Origin of the sequence: Kineosporia sp. NBRC 101677 (assembly GCF_030269265.1) — a bacterium.
Lineage (GTDB): Bacteria > Actinomycetota > Actinomycetes > Actinomycetales > Kineosporiaceae > Kineosporia > Kineosporia rhizophila.
The window spans coordinates 264,080-282,924 of sequence record NZ_BSTA01000008.1; the positions used below are offsets into that span (position 1 = coordinate 264,080).

Annotated in this window: 17 protein-coding genes; 10 read left to right on the forward strand and 7 right to left on the reverse strand. The window is 70.2% G+C overall.

Annotated elements, in window-relative coordinates; genetic code table 11:
• Positions 1–24 precede the first annotated feature (24 nt).
• From QSK18_RS23755 to QSK18_RS23780, 6 genes are all read left to right on the forward strand, one after another.
• A complete protein-coding gene (locus QSK18_RS23755) occupies positions 25–330 on the forward strand; it encodes a hypothetical protein (RefSeq protein WP_232813675.1) in 306 nt (101 codons plus the stop codon).
• Positions 331–407: 77 nt separating this feature from the next.
• Positions 408–818, forward strand: coding sequence for a TOBE domain-containing protein (locus QSK18_RS23760; RefSeq protein ID WP_232813674.1), 411 nt, complete (start codon positions 408–410; stop codon positions 816–818).
• 36 nt (positions 819–854) lie between these two features.
• Complete coding sequence (gene modA, locus QSK18_RS23765) at positions 855–1,637, forward strand: molybdate ABC transporter substrate-binding protein (RefSeq protein ID WP_285623494.1); 783 nt, start codon at positions 855–857, stop codon at positions 1,635–1,637.
• A 2-nt stretch (positions 1,638–1,639) separates the two neighbouring features.
• Positions 1,640–2,470, forward strand: a complete 831-nt coding sequence (locus QSK18_RS23770; RefSeq protein WP_232813672.1) for an ABC transporter permease — start codon at positions 1,640–1,642, stop codon at positions 2,468–2,470.
• On the forward strand, positions 2,467–3,579 hold the full coding sequence (locus QSK18_RS23775; RefSeq protein WP_285623507.1) for an ABC transporter ATP-binding protein: 1,113 nt from the start codon (positions 2,467–2,469) through the stop codon (positions 3,577–3,579). Before QSK18_RS23770 ends, QSK18_RS23775 begins: the two co-directional genes overlap by 4 nt.
• Positions 3,580–3,815: 236 nt before the next feature.
• Complete coding sequence (locus QSK18_RS23780; protein WP_232813670.1) at positions 3,816–4,526, forward strand: molybdopterin-dependent oxidoreductase; 711 nt, start codon at positions 3,816–3,818, stop codon at positions 4,524–4,526.
• Here QSK18_RS23780 and QSK18_RS23785 read toward each other — a convergent pair.
• Positions 4,503–4,898: a hypothetical protein gene (locus tag QSK18_RS23785; protein WP_285623512.1), complete on the reverse strand. Its 396-nt coding sequence runs from the start codon at positions 4,896–4,898 to the stop codon at positions 4,503–4,505. The two genes, QSK18_RS23780 and QSK18_RS23785, sit on opposite strands and share 24 nt — an antisense overlap.
• Positions 4,899–5,091: 193 nt before the next feature.
• Entirely contained in the window at positions 5,092–6,681 is a 1,590-nt protein-coding gene (locus QSK18_RS23790) for a tetratricopeptide repeat protein (protein WP_285623515.1), read from the reverse strand.
• A gap of 477 nt (positions 6,682–7,158) precedes the next feature.
• Between QSK18_RS23790 and QSK18_RS23795 the strand changes: the two genes are divergently transcribed.
• Both QSK18_RS23795 and QSK18_RS23800 read left to right on the forward strand, forming a co-directional pair.
• The gene (locus QSK18_RS23795) at positions 7,159–8,604 is read left to right on the forward strand and encodes a tyrosine-protein kinase domain-containing protein (protein ID WP_232813667.1); all 1,446 of its coding nucleotides are present in this window, start codon (positions 7,159–7,161) and stop codon (positions 8,602–8,604) included.
• 256 nt (positions 8,605–8,860) lie between these two features.
• A complete protein-coding gene (locus tag QSK18_RS23800; RefSeq protein ID WP_232813666.1) occupies positions 8,861–9,148 on the forward strand; it encodes a hypothetical protein in 288 nt (95 codons plus the stop codon).
• Between the two features lie 63 nt (positions 9,149–9,211).
• Here QSK18_RS23800 and QSK18_RS23805 read toward each other — a convergent pair whose 3' ends face one another.
• Together QSK18_RS23805 and QSK18_RS23810 are read right to left on the reverse strand one after the other, a co-directional pair.
• Positions 9,212–10,879, reverse strand: a complete 1,668-nt coding sequence (locus QSK18_RS23805) for a hypothetical protein (protein WP_285623519.1) — start codon at positions 10,877–10,879, stop codon at positions 9,212–9,214.
• Positions 10,880–11,446: 567 nt separating this feature from the next.
• Positions 11,447–12,544 carry a S1 family peptidase gene (locus QSK18_RS23810; RefSeq protein WP_232813664.1) on the reverse strand — a complete coding sequence of 366 codons (1,098 nt, stop codon included), beginning with the start codon at positions 12,542–12,544 and terminating at the stop codon, positions 11,447–11,449.
• 238 nt (positions 12,545–12,782) lie between these two features.
• Between QSK18_RS23810 and lpdA the strand changes: the two genes are divergently transcribed.
• The gene (gene lpdA, locus QSK18_RS23815; protein ID WP_232813663.1) at positions 12,783–14,183 is read left to right on the forward strand and encodes a dihydrolipoyl dehydrogenase; all 1,401 of its coding nucleotides are present in this window, start codon (positions 12,783–12,785) and stop codon (positions 14,181–14,183) included.
• A gap of 171 nt (positions 14,184–14,354) precedes the next feature.
• Here lpdA and QSK18_RS23820 read toward each other — a convergent pair whose 3' ends face one another.
• The 3 genes from QSK18_RS23820 to QSK18_RS23830 all read right to left on the reverse strand — a co-directional run bounded on the left by QSK18_RS23820 (position 14,355) and on the right by QSK18_RS23830 (position 16,961).
• The gene (locus QSK18_RS23820) at positions 14,355–14,549 is read right to left on the reverse strand and encodes a hypothetical protein (protein WP_232813662.1); all 195 of its coding nucleotides are present in this window, start codon (positions 14,547–14,549) and stop codon (positions 14,355–14,357) included.
• 250 nt (positions 14,550–14,799) lie between these two features.
• Positions 14,800–16,209, reverse strand: a complete 1,410-nt coding sequence (locus QSK18_RS23825; protein ID WP_232813661.1) for a GH1 family beta-glucosidase — start codon at positions 16,207–16,209, stop codon at positions 14,800–14,802.
• A gap of 410 nt (positions 16,210–16,619) precedes the next feature.
• Complete coding sequence (locus QSK18_RS23830; protein WP_232813660.1) at positions 16,620–16,961, reverse strand: hypothetical protein; 342 nt, start codon at positions 16,959–16,961, stop codon at positions 16,620–16,622.
• A 181-nt stretch (positions 16,962–17,142) separates the two neighbouring features.
• On the opposite strand from QSK18_RS23830, the gene QSK18_RS23835 reads away from it, so the two are divergent.
• The gene (locus tag QSK18_RS23835; protein ID WP_232813659.1) at positions 17,143–18,807 is read left to right on the forward strand and encodes an alpha-amylase family protein; all 1,665 of its coding nucleotides are present in this window, start codon (positions 17,143–17,145) and stop codon (positions 18,805–18,807) included.
• Positions 18,808–18,845: the final 38 nt, after the last annotated feature.

Consider the following 18,845-nt stretch of genomic DNA (forward strand, 5'->3'; position numbering starts at 1 on the left):
ATGTCCACCCCGGATTCTTGACCCATGCCGCATCCCCCCGCCGTCGGGCTGTTCCGGGTTCCGCCGGGATCCCCTGACCCACGACGGCGCCGGGCCCGGATCGAGATCGCCCTGTGCGCCGGCGCCGAGGGGTACGCACTGCTGGACACCTTCGACCTGGACGACAGTCTGCGCGGCGAGGAGGAGACCCTCGAGACCGTGCGCTCGCTGGGCCGGCGGCACGGTCTGCACGCGCTGATCGTGGCCGGGCCGGTGTCCCGGGAGCGGATCGACGAGCTGGCCGACGAGATGCAGGTGATCACGGTACGGGTGCCCAGCACCCGCCTGTGAGGAATACAGCGGTTGAATCAACCGCATCAGCGGAGCTACAGCCCTGATCAATCCGCGTCTGCGGCTATGCTTGCCTCGTGCCCCTCTTCCGGATCCGCCAGGCCGCCGAGCTGCTCGGCGTCAGCGACGACACCATCCGTCGCTGGGCCGACTCCGGCCGCCTGCCCACCACGGTGGACGAGTCCGGCCGGCGGGCGGTCGAGGGCGCCGAGCTGGCCCGTTTCGCCGAGCAGCTGGCCCACGAGGCCCCCACTGCCGACCCGGAGGAGCGCAGCCGGTCCTCGGCCCGCAATCGCTTCGGCGGGCTGGTCACCCGGGTGGTCCGCGACACGGTGATGGCCCAGGTCGAGATCCAGGCCGGCCCCTACCGGGTGGTCTCACTGATGAGCCGCGAGGCCGCCGACGAACTCGGCCTCGAACCGGGGGTACTGGCGGTGGCCTCGATCAAGTCCACGAACGTGGTGGTCGAGGTGCCGGACGCGCAGTGACCGCGCGCCCGTTCAGAGCATTCACGGAAGAAGACCATGCGCAGATTCCCCTCGCTCGCCGTCGCTGCCGCTGCCCTGCTGGCCCTGGCCGCCTGCGGAAGCACGGACGATTCACCCGGCAGTGCGAACAGCTCCGATTCCGGCCCCTCGGGTGAGATCACGGTGTTCGCGGCCGCGTCGCTGACCGAGTCGTTCACGAGTCTGGGCAAGGCGTTCGAGGCCGAGAACCCCGGCAGCAAGGTCACGTTCAGCTTCGGCCCCAGCTCGGGGCTGGCCGAGCAGATCACCGCCGGCGCGCCCGCCGACGTGTTCGCCTCGGCCTCGGTCAAGAACATGGACCAGGTGGTGGCCGGAGGCGGCGCCACCGACCCGGTCACCTTTGCCGGCAACACCATGCAGATCGCCGTCCCGGCCGACAACCCGGCCGGGATCGACGCGCTCGACGACCTGGCCGGCAAGGGCGTGAAGGTGGTGCTGTGCGCCGAGGAGGTGCCCTGCGGGGTGGCCGCCCGTGAGGTGTTCAGCAACGCCGGACTCACCGTCACCCCGGTCAGCAACGAGGTCGACGTGAAGTCCACCCTGTCCAAGGTCACCCTGGGCGAGGCCGACGCCGGCCTGGTCTACGTCACCGACGTGCGGGCCGCGGGCGCGAAGGTGCAGGGCATCGAGATCCCGGCCGACGTCAACGCCACCACCGACTACCCGATCGCACCGCTGACCGACAGCAAGAACGCCGATCTGGCCGATGCTTTCGTCGACTTCGTGCGGTCCGACGCCGGGGTGGCCGAGCTCGAGGCCGCCGGCTTCACCAGGCCCTGACCTTGACCGTCACCTCGCGGGTCCGGGAGAGCGGGCGCTCCCCGGACACCCGCACCCCGTGGCCGATCGCACTGCCGGCGGCGGTCGCGGTGTTGTTCCTGCTGCTTCCCCTGCTCGGACTGCTGCTGCGAACCCCCTGGGCAGATCTGCCGCACCTGCTGTCCAGGCCGGAAACCCTTCAGGCGCTGCGTCTCTCCCTGACCACCGCCACCGCCGCGACCGGGCTCTCCCTGTTCTTCGGGGTGCCGCTGGCCTGGGTGCTGGCCCGCAGCCCGCGCCGGGGCATCAACGCGTTGCGGGCGATCGTGACGCTGCCGCTGGTCCTGCCTCCGGTGGTGGGCGGGGTCGCCCTGCTGGTCGCCTTCGGCCGCCGCGGCTTCTTCGGCCAGTACCTCTACGACTGGACCGGTTTCTCCCTGCCCTTCACCGTCTGGGCCGTGATCATTGCCGAGACCTTCGTGGCCATGCCGTTTCTCGTGGTCACGGTGGAGGGTGCGCTGCGCGGCGCCGACCGTGGGCTGGAGGAGGCCGCCGCCACCCTCGGCTCCCGGCCCTTCGCCACCTTCCGCCGGGTCACCCTGCCGCTGATCTGGCCCAGCCTGGTCGCCGGGAGCGTGCTGACCTGGGCCCGGGCGCTGGGCGAGTTCGGCGCCACGATCACCTTCGCGGGCAACTTCCCCGGCCTGACCCAGACCATGCCGGTCCACGTCTACGAGACCATGCAGAGCGAACCGGACGCCGCGGTCGCCCTGAGCCTGATCCTGCTGGGGGTCTCGGTCGCGGTGCTGGCCCTGCTCAGAGACCGCTGGATCGGCAGCGGGAGCCGACTGTGACCGACCAAGGCCCACAAACGTCCGTTGTCGGACTCGACGCCGACGTGACCGTACGCCGCGGCACCCTCGACCTGCACGCGCAGTTCCGCGTCGCCCCCGGCGAGGTACTCGCCGTACTCGGCCCCAACGGCGCGGGAAAGACCACTCTCCTGCGCACTCTGGCCGGGCTGCTCGCTCTGCGCGAGGGCAGGGTCAGCGTGGCCGGAACTACCTGGGACGAGCCGTCCTCCGGTGTCTTCGTGCCCGCCACCGATCGGCGAGTGGGGTTGGTGTTCCAGGACTACCGGCTCTTTCCGCATCTCAGCGTTCTCGACAACGTGGCATTCGCCGAGCGCGCGCGGGGAGTCCGCCGAGGTGCAGCCCGCGCTGCTGCCCGGGAAGTGCTGCGCCAGATCGACCTTGAGGCCCTGGCGGACCGCCGGCCGGGGCAGCTCTCCGGCGGTCAGGCCCAGCGGGTGGCGCTGGCCCGGGCCCTGGCCTCCGGACCGGCGATGATGCTGCTGGACGAGCCGCTGGCGGCCCTGGACGCCCGCACCCGGCTGGAGATCCGTGCCGAGCTGCGCCGACGGCTCAGCGCGTTCGCCGGCCCGAGCATCGTCGTCACCCACGACCCGCTCGAGGCACTGGTCCTCGCCGATCGCATCCTGGTTCTCGAGGAGGGCCGGATTGTGCAGACCGGGACGCCCTCGGAGGTCGCCCGCCGGCCGGTCACCGAGTACGTGGCCCGGCTGATGGGGCTGAATCTCTACTCCGGCCGGCTGGCCGATCCCGAGCTGGGGCGTATCGATCTGGAGGGCGGAGGGGAACTGGTGGCGGCCGCTGTGCCGGCGGGACTGCAGAAGGGCGACCGGTTGCTGGCGGCCCTGGCCCCCACTGCGATCTCCCTGCATCTGGGCGAACTTCCGGAAGGCTCACCGCGCAATGTCTGGGAGGGCACCGTCAGCGGCGTCGAACTGCTCACCGACCGGGTGCGCGTGGCGGTCGAGGGATCACCGGCCGCCCTGGTCGACGTCACCGCCGCTGCGGTCGCCGATCTGCGGCTGGCCCCCGGTCTGCGGGTGCGACTGTCGGCCAAGGCCGGTGAGGTCACCGCCTATCCGGCCCCCTGAGCCCCCACCTGCGGACATGACCGGGTGCAATCGGGCGGGTACGGATCCCTTCAGTCACGTAAGCGGGCTCGGTTAACAGTCCTGAGCAACCCCTCAGTAGAGTCCGACCCCCCGCCGACCTGCGGATTGGGCGGATCGGGCGGTCAGCGTCGAACATGGAGGACGCCGGTCGGTACTTGAAGATCGTACGGACCAGACCGGACGACGAGAGCCTGACGGGCGGGATGAGGGGCGGGATGCAGGAGGGACCGGGCCACGACCATCCGCCGGGCGAGAACCCGGACGATCGTCCGCTGCCTCCTGGCCAGTCCGGCCGCACCGACCGGCCGGTGCGCCACTACGGGCCGGTGCCCCGGGTGCGCGACCGCGACACCTGGCAGATGAGCTTTGGCGGGGCCACCAAGAGCGACGAGTCGTTCGTGGTCAGCCTGGCCGAGCTGGAGAAGCTGCCGCGGGCCGAACTCACCGCGGACATGCACTGCGCGGGCAAGTTCACCACGCTCGACAACGTGTGGGAGGGCGTCTACGCCCGCGACGTGGTCGAGGCCTATCCCCCGCTGCCGGGCATCACCAACGTGATCGTCTACGGCCAGTACGGCTACAGCGCGAACGTACGGCTGGACGATCTGCTGGCCGACAACGCCCTGCTGGCCACCCATCAGGACGGCGCGCCGCTGTCCCCCGAGCACGGATTCCCGGTCCGGCTGGTGATCCCGCACCTGTACTCGTGGAAGGGCCCCAAGTGGTTCCGCGGCTGGGAGTACCTGCTGCAGCCGCGCCGCGGGTTCTGGGAGGAGCGGGGCTACCACCTGCGCGGCCAGGTGTGGGCCGAGGAGCGCTGGTCGTACCAGGAGACCCATCCCAACCGTCTGCCGTCCCAGGCGCCGCCTCCGGGCCGCCGGGGCGGCCCGGACGACCGGCCGTCAGGGCAGGAATACGCGGGCTGAGCCGGCTCCGGGCGTGTACCGGCGTACGGCCCGCACCGCTAGGGCCAGGCCGATCACCAGGGGTACGAGCAGATCGGCCTCGGTGATGCCGCGGGTGGGGGCCAGCAGCACCAGGACCGTGCCTTCGCGGGGTTGGCTGACCCTCAGCCAGATCACGCTGCTGAGGACCAGCCCGAGCCCGGCCGACACCGAGGGGGCGCGGCTGCGGGTGAAGGCCACGGCCAGACCGGCCAGGATCAGGAGCACGCAGGCGAGAAGCATCCGGGGCTCCTGGCCCAGCACCTCCACGGCGTGCCGGAGCTTGGCCCAGGCCTGGCCCGGGCTACGGGGCAGGGCCTCGAGGATGCGGCCGGCGAAGACGTCCACAGGCACCGTCCCCCTCTCCCGTGCCCCGGGCAGTGTTCATCGACCAGGGAACCAGGGAACTGGACCATGGGCAGCCGGACCCGGGATCGGCTGACGCCCCGGTCGGCGCGGGACCGGGGCATCAGCCGACATCTGGGGTAGGTCGTCCGGTGGTGGCCCGCGCGGTGTCGGCATGCGGACGCGGGCCACTCCGGTCGGGTCAGCCGGCCAGGTAGTGCTCCACCCGGGCGGCCAGTTCCTCGGAACCGGCGACCCGGACCGGCTTGCTGGCCGTCATCACCCGGATGCGCCGGGCGATGGCCCGGGTGCGGGCCGAGCGCACGCCCGACATCGCATCCAGGGCCTGTGACCAGGTGGCCACCGCGTCGTCGTGACGGCCCAGCCGGGCCTGCACGTCGCCGAGGTCGCCGAGGGTGATCGCGTGCGCCCGGGGGAACCGGGATCTCTGCCGGCTCTGCACCGACCGTTCGAAGGCATCCTGGGCACCCCTCAGGTCTCCGAGGTCGCGCAGCACGCACCCGGACTGATGGGCCAGCGAGGCCTGACTGACGAAGAACACCCGGTCCGGCTCGACGTCCGAGGCCGAGGCCGAGGCCAGTTCCGCCTCGGCCTGCCGGAGCGCCACCATGGCGGCCGGCCGGTCTCCGGCCACCGCCAGGGCCCGGGCCTGCCCCATCGACAGCAGCGCCCGCTCGCGCGGGACGGCCCGCTGGTAGCGGGCACCGCTGACCGCGGCTGCGGCCAGGTCGAGGGAACGGTCGGGCTGCCCCAGGTCGAGCACCTGCCGGGACATCGCCCGCAGGGCGAATCCGGTCAGCGGGGCGTCGCCGGCCTCCGCTGCCAGTTTCACCGCGATCGATCCGGCCCACTGCGCGGTGGCGTGCTCGGCGTCGTCGTACGACATCCACCCGGCCAGGCAGGCCAGTTCCGCGGCCGCGGCGAACATCTGACGCCGCACCTCGTCGTCGGCGAACCGCCCGTGCAGGAAGGCGGACACGTCGGAGGTGAGGTACTGCAGCACGGCGGTGCGGGCGTGCCCACCACCGCGGCGGTGGTCGACCCGGCTGAAGAACGAGACCGTCTCCTGCACCGCCTCGACATCGCTGCGGCCCACCGTGACGTGACCGACCTGGGGTTCGGGAGCGTGCGCCCGGGCCGTGACCCAGGTGCTCTCCAGCCCCTCAGGAGGAGCGCAGGCCAGCGACGGGGAGACCGTGGGGGCCCCGCCCTCGGGCACCTCCGGCACCCGCAGCTGGACCAGCGGATCGGTGCTCCAGTCGGGCGCCCCGTTCGCCTGTGGGCCCGAGGGCCCACCGGGACTGCTCACCGGCTGCAGCTCCGGACCGGACGGCCCGGACACCCCCAGCTGGTCCGGCCGACGCCGGGGACGCAGCCGACCGGGGGCAAGAGTGCGGTCACGCACCGAGGTGCGTGGCCCGCGGCCTGCGGGCTCGGCCGAGACCGCGGCCGCCCGGGTGGCCCGGACCGAACGTCCGGCCCCGGCCGCCGGCCTGACCACCGGGGAGATTCCCGGTGCCGAGGCCGCCGCTGCCGCCGAGGACGAGGAGGGTGACTTCTCTGCCGAACCACGCCGCCGCCCGGCCGCCGCCCGGGCCGCCGTACCGGCCTGGATCAGCAGCCGGAATCGCTCGGCACTGGCCCGGTCGGCCCGGGCCAGGGCGGTGTCGAGCACCGCCTGCAGCTCGGGCATCGGCTCGATGTCGGCCCCTCGGGCCTCCCACTTGCTCACTGTGCGGGTGCCGACACCTAGGTATTCGGCAAATCCCACCACTGTCATTCTCAGGGCCCGGCGCAAAGCCCACGCCTCGTGCCCTGTCCAGCGTTCCACCGTCATCACGATGACCCCCGTCAATCGCGCAAATATGGTCCGCCGACACCTACTGCGCGTGCAGTAATTGTCAGCATAGGCACGAATTAGCCGCTTTCTCCAGCCGCTGGGAGAATTGGTTTGCAGGTGCACCGTGGGTGCAGTGCCACTGCGCACCTCCACCCACACCCGACGCACACCGACACTGCACCGTGCAATAACTCGGTCCCGGCCCACCATTCACGACGTAAATGCGCAAGCCGTCCCGGTCGATCGACCAGCATTCCATACGGGCGGTATTCGACTGCCCGAAATACCGATCCGGGGCTGGCCCGAACGGATTGCCGCAACGCACGTGAAGGGCCTTTCGCCGCGGATAGCATGAAGCCGCCGTTCAGCGCTGAACAGATGTCCGGACATTGCCCTGGGGGAACGCGCGTGACCATCGTTCAGTACCTGCACGTCCTGCGCCGGCAGTGGCTGGTCGTGCTGCTGCTCACGGCTCTCGGCGTGGGGGCGGCCTACCTCTACACCGACCGGCAGGTGCCCACCTACTCGGCCACCGCCGAACTGTTCGTCGGCAACGGCAGCGAGTCCCGCACCGGCGACGTCACCCGGATGAGCCAGGGCAGCTCGTTCATCCAGCAGCGGATCAAGTCGTACGCCGACGTGGTCACCAGCCCGGCCGTGCTCACCAAGGTCTCCCAGGGCTACGGCGTACCGGTCAGCGCGGGCCAGATCAGCGTGACCGCCCCGGCCGACACGGTGCTGCTCGACATCACCGTCACCGACACCGACCCGGCCCGGGCGGCGGTCATCGCCAACGGCATCGCCGAGCAGTTCCCCGGCTACGTGGCCCAGCTGGAAAGGCTTCCGCAGCAGGCGGCTTCACCGGTCCGGCTGTCGGTGATCGAGCGGGCCACCGAGCCCTCCGCCCCGGTCTCGCCGCGGGTCCCGCTGAACCTGGCACTCGGCCTGCTGGTCGGCCTCGGCCTGGGCATCGGGGCCGCCGTGCTGCGTGATGCGATGAACACCTCGGTGACCGCCGTCTCGGACATCGAGAAGCTCACCGGGGCAGTGCCTCTGGGCGTGGTGCCGTTCGACCCGGAGACCAGCCGGCAGCCCCTGGTCGACGGGGACGAGCACGGCGCCCGGGCCGAGGCCTTCCGCACCCTGCGCACCAACCTGCAGTTCGCCGACGTCGACTCCCCGCCCCGGGTCATCGTGATCACGTCTCCGCTGCCGGACGAGGGAAAGAGCACCTCCGCCTGCAATCTCGCGCTCACCCTGGCGCTCGGCGGAGCCCGTGTGGTGCTGGTCGACGGCGACCTGCGCAAGCCCAGCGTGGGCCGCTACCTGGGGGTGAGCAGCGGCGCGGGCCTGACCACGGTGCTCGCCGGCCGGCACGAACTGCGCGAGGTGGTCACCGTCTACGGCCGCGACATGCTGGCCGTGCTGCCCTCCGGCCCCACCCCACCGAATCCCTCCGAGCTGCTCGGATCCCAGCAGATGGCCGACCTTCTGGCCACCCTGGCCGAGCACTACGACGTGGTCGTCGTCGACGCTCCCCCGCTGCTGCCGGTCACCGACGCCGCCGTACTCTCCGCCGCCGCCGACGGCGCGGTGCTGGTCATCCGGCACGGTCGCACCCGCAAGGAAGACACCACGCGCGCCCTGCAGGCCCTGGACGCGGTGAACGCGAAGCTGCTGGGCTCGGTGCTGAACTTCGCCCCGAAGCGCAAGCGCGGCAATGGGTACGACGGATACGGCTATGGCTACGGGTACGGCGAGGCCCCCAAGTCGACCGCCGGCACGCCGGGCGCGCCTCAGGTGAGGCCGGCCAGCGTGACCCTGCCGGAGAACAGCCCGGCGCCGACCGCCTGAGCCAGACCCGAGCCCTACTTCAGCCGCCGCTCAGCCGCCCCAGTCCCCAGCCCGGTCCGGTCACGGTTCCGTCCCCCATGATCCGAGGGGGGCCGCGCCCGGTCCGGCGGGATCGCGGACCTGAGCGGCCTGCCTGATTTGCCGTCGAGGTTCAGGCCGAAGACCGCACTTGCCCTCGCGGAGGGTCAGGAGTGGTGCACGGACCGTGCCATCCGCCGACATCGTGGGGCGTCAGCTACTCCCGCACCCTGAAGACATGGCGGGCGTGACTCTTGATCTGCGCGATGCCGGGGGTGCCCCGGTGACGCTGGAGCTGCGCATCTACCGCGCCTATGTGGAGTGCTGGATGGGCGGGGAGTGCCATGCCGTGTTCGACCGCGACGCCCTGCGCCGCTGGCTCGCCCGCCCTAGTGCGGCCCTGAGTTATGACGGGGTGAGCTGGGTGCGCACCTACCGGGGGTCGGTGGCCGTGGTGGTGGACGGGGTGGTGCCGCGCTGGCCTCTGGCCGATCACGTGCTGGACGGTCTGCGCTCGCGGATCTGAGGGGCAAAAGGTGAAGGGCGCGAGCCTCCGGTGGGGAGGTCCGCGCCCTTCGGCAAGCTGTGGTCAGCCCTTGGGGCCGGTGACCTTGAGGTCGGTCAGCGTCACGCCGTAACGGCCGTCGCTTCGCAGTGCCGGACCAGTGACCCAGATCAACCAGTACTGGTGGGCCCCCTCCGACGAGGCGTCGAACGTGACCTTGCCGGTCTTCTCTCCCTGGGGAACAACCTTCTTCGAGAAGGCGCCGAGGTCGCTGGAGGTGTACTCGTCACCGGCCCGCAGCCCCACCGTCACCGGCGCACCGCCGACGTCGAAGCTCACCGAGGAGACCTTCTTGGCACTGCCCAGGTCGAGCATCAGTCCCACGCCGTCTTTCAGACCGGCGAAGTCCTGGGCGTTGTAACCCTCGGACTTGAAGACACCGCCGCCCTTGACCTCGATGCCGCTGTCCCTCTCGGCGAAGGACGAGGCCTCGAAGTTGAGCGCCACCGTCGGCGCAGCCTGCGTAGCGCTCGCCGAGGGCGTGGGCGCCACAGACGCGCCGGCGTTCTTGGCAGCATCGTCCGGCCCGCGGTTGCTGTACAGCACCCCGCCCACCAGACCCCCGATGACCAGCACAACCGCAGCCAGCAGAGCCCACCGGGTGGACTTGGACGGGCCGGGGTTGGTCGGCGGAGCCTGGTGCTGGGGCGGCGCGGTGGGCATGCCGACCGAGCCCATGGCGCTGACCGGCATCGCACCGGTGGGCACGTTGGGCTGGTAGGCGTAGCCCGGCTGCGGCACGTACCCCTGCGGCGCATAGCCCTGAGGCACGTACCCCTGGGGCGCGTAACCCGGCTGCGGCACATACCCCTGCGGCGCATAGCCCTGGGGGTAGCCCTGGGCCGGGTAACCCATCGGCACACCCGCAGTGCCGGGCGCGGGCATCGACATCGGACCGGTGGGCGGCTGCTGCGGGGTGGGCGCGGTCTGGGGCGTGCTGGCCGGGTCGGCCAGCGGGATGCCGGCCGTGTGTGCCCCGTGCTTGCGCCCCTTGCGCTTGCGGCTCTTGGCCGCCGGACGAGCGGGCGGCGGCGGAGCGGCGTGGTCGACCTGGGTCTGCGAGGTGCCCGGGGCACCCGGCTGGGTGATCGCACCGCTGGTGGGCTGGGCCAGACCGGGGGCCTGCATCGCCCCCGTCATCATCGAGGGCGGCAGGGGCGGGGCCATCACGATGGCGCGCGTCATCGCCTCGGCGGCGCGCCGCCGGGCCAGCACCTCACGCGGCACGAAGGCACCCGTGTCGGGGGTGCGGGCCGAGCGCGGGCCGCCCTGCGGTGACGGCGTGCCGAAGGCCGGCGGACCGCCCAGCGGATTACCGGTGGGCGGCGACACCGGCGAACTGGCCGGGTCGGGCACGTAGGCGTGCGGCTCGGTGGAGTCGGCGCCCGGGGTGGGCAGCGATCCGGAGGCCGGGCCCTGCGCGGGCTCGCCGGAGGACGACGATGAGACGGATGCCATATTCAGCGGAGCTCCCGTGGCCGCGAGCGCGGCGCCGACCGAGGCGGCGCTGAGCTGGAGGCCGGTGTCGGTGAGGTCTCCCGTCACATCCGGCAGGCCTGCGGTGGACAGCAGTTCGGCGGCGCCGGGCTGGGCCGCCCGCACCGTCGCGTCGGGGTCGGGGCTGAGCGAACCCGCCGCTGCTCCCGCCGCCTGCATCGCCTTCGAGGTCTCGTCCTCGCCGATCAGTCGCACTGGTCCCGAACCATCCGATGAGCTGGAAAACGACGCGTCAGTAGAGGTGGAGCCGATCAGATCGGTGCCCGCGGAGGTTCCGAGCAGCCCGGGATCGTGAGCCGTCCCGGCCATCGTCGAGGCGTACTCCAGTGTCCCGGTGTGTGACTCAGCCGCGTTCACTCCCTCGATGAGCGGGTTGCCCGATTCCTGCGACCTGCGCGCCGGCTCCGACAAGGCAACGCTCCTTCCCTCTACCGGGTACTACGGTACGCGACAGCAGCGATCCACCCGAACCGGATCGCCCCGGCCGCGTGGCTTTTGTCCGATCAATTCCCTGCGGAACGCGCTGCGTCCCACCTGAGCCTTCGGCTCTGACGCAGGAGACCCCTGGGTCGGTTGCGTCGGGAGGGACATCTTCGGGGATCAGTCTTCCAGTCCCCCGCCCCGGGGACGACCAGGCTATGCCCGTCATACCAACGGGTGGCAACCGGCAGCAGAAAAGTGAGGACGCCGGTGGTCAGGGTTCACCGGCGTCCTCACGTAGAGGCCCCCTAGATCGGATCGGTCAGGACGACGTCACCGACGTCAGTAGATGCTCACCCCGTAGGCGCTCAGCGCCTCCGGCACCGGCTGGAAGTAGGTGACCCCGCCGGAGGAGCAGTTGCCGCTGCCGCCGGAGGTCAGCCCGTAGGCCACGGTGCCGGCGTACAGCGAGCCGCCGCTGTCGCCGGGCTCGGCGCACACCGTGGTGCGGATCGTGCCGGTGACACTCCCCTCGGCGTAGTTGACCGTCGCGTTGAGCTGGGTCACCCGGCCGCTGCGCAGACCGGTGGTGCTGCCGCTGCGGTAGACGGTCTGCCCGACGGTCGGCGTCCCGGCGCTGGCGATGTCCTGCGAGGAACCGTTGTAGAGGTTGACCGTGCCCTCGCGGGTGATCGTGCCGGTGTACTGGACCAGGCCGTAGTCGTTCCCCGGGAACGAGGAGCCGGCGTTGCGCCCGATCAGCGTCCGGCCGTTGCCCCCGGCGTACCAGGTGCTGATCGACCTGGTGCAGTGCCCGGCGGTGAGGAAGTAGTCCGTCGTGCCGCGGCGCACGTTGAACCCGAGCGAGCACCGGCCGCTGGTGGGGCCGTAGATGGCGGTGCCGCCGTTGATCCGGGTGCTGAACTCGCCCGGCACCCGCTCCAGGGTGGCCTTCGCCCCGAGCTTCGCCACCGCGGCCTCGACCTTGGCCAGCCGGGCGCCCTTGACCGTGCTGTCCGCGCTGACCAGGACCCGGTTGGACGCCGGGTCGACGGCCCAGGAGGTGCCCGGGACCTTGGCCGTGCGGTTGAGCTGCTTCATCGCCGCGGACAGCTCGGCGGTGCTGTTGCCGACCAGGCGGGCCGTGGCGCCCTCGGCCCGGGCGGTCGCCAGGGCGGCCTCGGTGGTGACCGCGGCCTTCAGCTTCCCGCCCTCGTAGTAGACGCCGGCGCTCGCCTTCCCGAGCTTGGCCAGCAGGGCGTCGGCGGCCTTGTCCTGGGAGACGGAGGCCTGCTGGGCCACACTGACCGGGGCGAGACGGCTGGTGCCGCTCGTCTCTTTCTGGGTGGCCGAACTCGCCGGAGCGGCCAGCGACACCACGACCATGGCGGAAGTGGCGAGCGCGACAGACGTGCCGGCGAGCAGACGACTGGGTTTCACGGTGGATCCTCTCGGCAGACGCGATGGCAGAGCCATGTCAGGGAACACGTCCGGTATGACCCGGAAGATGCCCTATGTTCCGATTTGCCGAACGAAGATCACAAGGGTTCAACGCCAGAAAGTAACTCACCGGTCACAAAGCGCACGAAGAGCGGCCCACCCAGCGCCGGACGGACGCCGTACGCCACACCGGGACCTGCGCGGCGCCCGCTGCCGGAGGTCACTAACGTGTATGGACATGCCTGGTCATTACGACGTCATCGTTCTGGGAGCCGGCCCCGGCGGCTATGTCGCTGCCATCCGTGCGGCACAACTCGGCAAGCGAGTGGCCATCGTCGAGAGCAAGTACTGGGGCGGTGTGTGCCTGAACGTCGGGTGCATCCCCTCGAAGGCGCTACTGCGCAACGCCGACCTGGCGCACACGATCTCCTCCGAGGCCAAGACCTTCGGGATCCAGATCGAGGGCCAGGTGACCTTCGACTACAAGGCCGCCTTCCAGCGCAGCCGGTCGGTGGCGGACGGCCGGGTCAAGGGCGTCCACTTCCTGATGAAGAAGAACGGCATCGACGAGCTGAACGGCTGGGGCACGTTCAGCGATGCCCACACCATGCAGCTGAAGCTGAACGACGGCAGCACCGACAGCGTCACCTTCGACAACTGCATCATCGCGGCCGGCGCCACCACCCGGCTGCTGCCCGGCACGTCCCTGTCCGAGCGGGTCGTGACCTACGAAGAGCAGATCATGACCTCCGAGCTGCCCAAGAGCATCATCATCGCGGGCGCCGGCGCGATCGGCATCGAGTTCGCCTACGTCATGCGCAACTACGGCGTGGACGTGACGATCGTCGAGTTCCTCGACCGGATCCTGCCCCTGGAGGACCCGGACGTCTCGGCCGAGCTGGCCAAGCGCTACAAGAAGGCCGGGATCAAGCTCCTCACCGGCACCCGCGTGGACTCGATCGAGGACGGCTCCGGCCCGGTCAGGGTCACCGTCACCAAGGACGGCAAGCAGCAGGTCCTGGAGACCGACAAGGTCATGCAGGCCATCGGTTTCGTCCCCCGGACGAAGGGCTACGGCCTGGAGAACACCGGCGTCAAGCTCACCGAGCGCGGCGCCATCGAGGTCGACGACCACCTGCGCACCAACGTGCCCGGCATCTACGCCATCGGTGACGTGACCGCCAAGCTGATGCTGGCCCACGTGGCCGAGTCGCAGGGCATCATCGCGGCCGAGACGATCGCCGGGGCCGAGACCATGACGCTCGACTACGCGATGATCCCGCGCGCCACGTTCTGCAGCCCGCAGGTCGCCAGCTTCGGTTACACCGAGGCCCAGGCCCGCGAAAAGGGTTACGACGTCAAGGTGTCCAAGTTCCCCTTCACCGCCAACGGCAAGGCGCACGGCCTGGCCGAGCCGGTCGGCTTCGTGAAGCTGATCGCCGACGCGAAGTACGGCGAGCTGATCGGTGGCCACCTGATCGGGCCCGAGGTCACCGAACTGCTGCCGGAGCTGACGCTGGCCCAGCAGTGGGACCTCACGGTGCACGAGATCGCCCGCAACGTGCACGCTCACCCGACGCTGAGCGAGGCGGTCAAGGAAGCGGTGCACGGCCTGGCCGGGCACATGATCAACTTCTGATCCGGCTCTCGAGCGGCCGTGACCCGGAAGGGTTGCGGCCGTTCGGCTTTTCCGGCCGGGACACGGGGACAAAACAACAACGGCGACACGTCTTCGTGTCGCCGCATCATCATGGGCGCTGCGTCACTGGCGCGCCTCGAGGGTTGTCGTGCTGGGAACTACCGGTACCGGTCAGTGGCTGACGGCCTGGTTGTTGAGCAGGCTCTCCAGCTCGGCGATCTCGTCCTCGGTGTGCCGGCTGAGGATCGCGTCGAGTTCCTGACGCTCGGCCGGGGTGCTGTAGCTGGCCAGTTCCTCGGCCAGGCGGCGGGAACGCTGCCGGACCATCCGTCGCTCGGCGAGCTGGGTGCGCAGGTTGTTGATCATTGGTGCCCTTCGGTGGGTTTCCTCCGCGACTTCCGCGGGGCGGCGGTTGCGCCGCCACTTCAGTGAACGGCACTCCCCGCCCCGGTATTACCGGTTCGGGATGTGACGTCGCCCTCACACTGAGTTGTCCAGACAACTGGACAGGTGAAACCCACCAACGAAAAAGCGGTTTCGGTTTTTGCTCGAAACCAGATCAAAACAAAGGACGCGGGTGGGCGCCTGAGGCCCACCCGCGTCCTCAATCACGCACTTACCCGGACACCGAGTCCCGCCAGGACTGCACGTGCCCGCGCAACCAGTGCGCGCTGTCCTTCAGGGTGCGCTCCTGGGTCTGGTAGTCGACCCGGATGATGCCGAACCGCTTGTCGTACCCGTAGGACCACTCGAAGTTGTCCAGCAGCGACCAGACGAAGTAACCCCGGACGTCGGCCCCCTGGGCCACCGCCTCGGCCACTGCTTCGATGTGCGACTTGATGTACGCCGTGCGCTCCGGGTCGGGCACCGAACCGTCCGCCGCCACCTCGTCCGGGAACGCGGCACCGTTCTCGGTGATCACGATCGGGGTGCCGGGGTAGTCCCGGGACAGCCGCACCAGCAGCTCGGTGAAGCACTCGGGAACGATCTCCCAGCCCATCGCCGTCACCGGACGCCCCCGGCCGATGTCCCGGGCGACGAGGGCGCCGTCCGAGTCCACCGGGGAGCCGTTCTCGTCCAGGTGAGAGATCAGCCAACCGGTGTAGTAGTTGACCCCCAGCACGTCGATCGGCGTGCTGATCGCCTCGAGGTCCCCATCCTCGATGGGCAGCACGGCGTTGCGGCGGGCCAGGTCCTCGACGACGTCGGCCGGGTAGCTGCCCCGGAAGAGCGGGTCGAGGTACAGGCGGGAGTTCAGGCCGTCGGCGCGGCGAGCCGCGTCCACGTCCTCCGCACTGTCGGTGGCCGGGTGAGCCGTACCCAGGTTCAGCGTGATCCCCAGCTTGATCTCCCGGTCGCCCGCCGCCTCACGCAGGCGCTGGGTGGCCAGACCATGGCCGAGCAGGAGGTGGTGCACCGCACGAATGCCGGACGGGAAGTCCTTGTGGCCGGGCGCCTGCGCGGCGTACGCGTACCCCAGCATGGCCGAGCACCAGGGCTCGTTCAGCGTGGTCCAGTTGCTCACCCGGTCGCTCAGCTGCTCGAACATCAGCGCCGCGTAGTCGGCGAACCGGTAGGCCGTGTCCCGGTGCGGCCAGCCGCCCGCGTCCTCCAGCTCCTGCGGCAGGTCCCAGTGGTACAGCGTGACCCAGGGGTCGATGTCACTGGCCAGGAGCTCGTCCACCAGACGCTGGTAGAAGTCCACCCCCTTGGGGTTCAGCGGCCCGCTGCCGCCCGGCTGCACCCGCGGCCAGGAGATCGAGAAGCGGTAGGTGTCCAGCCCCAGGCTCTTGATCAGGGCCACGTCCTGCGGCATCCGGTGGTAGTGGTCGCAGGCCACGTCACCGTTGTCGTCGCCGACCACCTGGCCCGGGGTGTGCGAGTAGGTGTCCCAGATCGACGGTGTGCGGCCGTCCTCGGCCGCCGCCCCCTCGATCTGGTAGGCAGCGGTGGCGACACCCCAGCGGAATCCGGCGGGCAGCGTGAGTGACGTGCCGTCGGCGGGCTGGGCGAGCGTGGTGTCCATGTCTCTCCATCGGGGTAGGACGACGCGTAGGGGCGATCGGCGGCACAGCCACCGAAGCGCCCCAAACATGCGTTCTACATCCCCGCCCGGGGGCCAGACCAGACCTGCGGGCCCGCAGATTCACCACGACCCGGGCCATTGCGCATCAGCGGCCGGGACGGAACTATTGGTGAACCCGTGTCGCACGCGCCCGGGAAATTACCCCGGGTGAGTGACCGGCCCCGTACATTGCGCATCGCCGAATGCCCGGCCCGCATCTTTCCGTCACCCACCGTGAATAACCGAACAGCAATCTGCAGCCACAGGATCATCCCGGTGAAATCGACAGGAATACCGGCAACATCGGCGAGAACAGAAAAGCTGTCCGGACAATTGTGTGTCCGGACAGCTTTTCGAAATACTTGCGGGCCCTAGAGCTGACCGGGCGCCGGAACCTGTGGGGCACGGACCGGCGGGGCCGCCGCCGAGGTGGCACAGACCTCGGCCAGCGTGCGCATGAACTGCGGGTGCAGGCGCGCGGCCTGGTCCATGCTCAGCTTGAGATCGGCTGCCGCCCGGGCGTTCTCAGGGTCTGCGACCAGACGGTCGATGGCGATCTTCGCCCACCCGTCAAGCTTGGCGAGGTGCTGGAACACGGCTACCAGCGCGGGCGTGGCCGGCTCCTCGAGGGCGGTGGCGGGTGCGGAGTTCGCCGCCGCCTGCATGACGGTGAAACGGCGTAGTGCCTCGTCGACCAGCTGTGTCGGGTCCATCGCGGGTTGACCCCCATCTCCTTCTCTGTCGTCACGGCCTGCCGGGAGCCGGACGAAGGCCTTTCTCAACCCTCGCGCATCTCCAATGACCGCATCACAACAGTACGCCTGGCGAATCAAGTTCGTGCCCGTCATGGATGTGAAAACGCGGAAGTTGCCCGGAAGTGATAGATCCGCATTCATGCGGATCACGGACACGGCGGACCTTTGGTGGAAAACAGCGGTGGTCTATTGTCTCGATGTCGAGACATTTCTGGACTGGAACGACGACGGCACCGGCGACCTGGCCGGGCTCGCCCAGCGCATCGACTACCTGGCCGACCTCGGGGTCACCTGCCTGTGGCTGATGCCCTTCTACCCCACGCCCGAGCGGGACGACGGCTACGACATCACCGACTTCTACGGGGTCGATCCCCGCCTGGGCACCCACGGCGACCTGGTCGAGGCGATCCGGACCGCACACGACCGGGGCCTGCGGGTGATCGTCGACCTGGTCGTCAACCACACCTCCGACCAGCACCCCTGGTTCGTCGAGGCGCGCAGCTCGAAGGAGAGCAGGTACCGGGACTGGTACGTGTGGGTCGACGAGCCGCCGGCCGGGAAGCAGCCCGAGCCGGTGTTCCCCGACCAGGAAAACAGCGTCTGGACCCTGGACGAGCAGACCGGGCAGTACTACCTGCACCACTTCTACCGGCACCAGCCCGACCTGAACGTGACCAACCCCGAGGTGCGCGACGAGATCGCCCGGATCGTCGGGTTCTGGCTGGCGCTGGGGGTCTCCGGGTTCCGGGTGGACGCCGTCCCGTTCTTCATCGACCCGCTCGGCGAGCCGTCCGGGGCACTGCCCGATCCGCACGAGGTGGTCCGGCACCTTCGGGCATTCCTCAACCGGCGCACCGGCGACGCGATCCTGCTCGGCGAGGTGAACGTGCCCTACGAGCAGCAGCTGGAGTTCTTCGGCGGATCGGAGGGCGGCGAGCTCACCCTGCAGTTCGACTTCATCACGATGCAGAACATGTACCTGGCCCTGGCCCGTCAGGACGCCGCCCCGCTGGCCAAGGCGCTGCAGGAGCGGCCGGCGATCCCGCCGGAGTGCCAGTGGGGCACGTTCGTGCGCAACCACGACGAGCTGACCCTGGACAAGCTCAGCGAGTCCGAGCGGCAGGAGGTGTTCGACGCCTTCGGGCCCGAGAAGCGGATGCAGGTCTTCGGCCGGGGGCTGATCCGCCGGCTGCCCCCGATGCTCGACGGCGATCCCGACCGGATCCGGATGGTCTACAGCCTGCTCTTCACGCTGCCGGGCACGCCGGTGCTGTTCTACGGCGAGGAGATCGGGATGGGTGAGAACCTCGACATCGGCGACCGGAACTCGGTGCGCACGCCGATGCAGTGGACCAGCGGGCCGGGCGCCGGCTTCTCGATCGCCGAGGACCTGACGGCGCCGGTGGTGACCGGCCGCTTCGGCCCGGAGCAGGTCAACGTGCAGGCGCAGCGGGCGGATCCGGACAGCCTGCTAACCTTTGTGAAGCTGCTGATCTCGCGCTACCGCAACAGCCCGGAACTGGGCTGGGGCGAGTTCGCGGTGCTGGACCAGCCGCACCCCGCGGTGTTCGCCCACCGGGTGACCTGGGAGGACGAGACGCTGGTGGCACTGCACAACTTCGCCGCCGAGAAGGTGAGCGTCCCGCTCGACCTGGGCGATTCCGTCCGCAACTGCGACCTGATCGATCTGCTCGGTGACCAGAACACAACAGTGGACGATCGGGGTCGCCTCGAGGTGGAACTCGGGCGTTACGGCTACCGCTGGCTCCGGGTCGCCCGGCCCGGTTCCCGCCGGCTGCTCTGAAACGGGAGCGGGCGCGACCACCCGTGGTGGTCGCGCCC

What these genes read in the sequence shown, in the direction of transcription:
- QSK18_RS23820 (WP_232813662.1), bottom strand. Translation starts at nt 14,549, where the DNA reads ATGATCAACAACCTGCGCACCCAGCTCGCCGAGCGACGGATGGTCCGG.
- QSK18_RS23835 (WP_232813659.1), top strand. Translation starts at nt 17,143, where the DNA reads ATGCGGATCACGGACACGGCGGACCTTTGGTGGAAAACAGCGGTGGTC.
- modA (WP_285623494.1), top strand. Translation starts at nt 855, where the DNA reads ATGCGCAGATTCCCCTCGCTCGCCGTCGCTGCCGCTGCCCTGCTGGCC.
- lpdA (WP_232813663.1), top strand. Translation starts at nt 12,783, where the DNA reads ATGCCTGGTCATTACGACGTCATCGTTCTGGGAGCCGGCCCCGGCGGC.
- QSK18_RS23780 (WP_232813670.1), top strand. Translation starts at nt 3,816, where the DNA reads ATGCAGGAGGGACCGGGCCACGACCATCCGCCGGGCGAGAACCCGGAC.
- QSK18_RS23755 (WP_232813675.1), top strand. Translation starts at nt 25, where the DNA reads ATGCCGCATCCCCCCGCCGTCGGGCTGTTCCGGGTTCCGCCGGGATCC.
- QSK18_RS23825 (WP_232813661.1), bottom strand. Translation starts at nt 16,209, where the DNA reads ATGGACACCACGCTCGCCCAGCCCGCCGACGGCACGTCACTCACGCTG.
- QSK18_RS23830 (WP_232813660.1), bottom strand. Translation starts at nt 16,961, where the DNA reads ATGGACCCGACACAGCTGGTCGACGAGGCACTACGCCGTTTCACCGTC.
- QSK18_RS23800 (WP_232813666.1), top strand. Translation starts at nt 8,861, where the DNA reads ATGGCGGGCGTGACTCTTGATCTGCGCGATGCCGGGGGTGCCCCGGTG.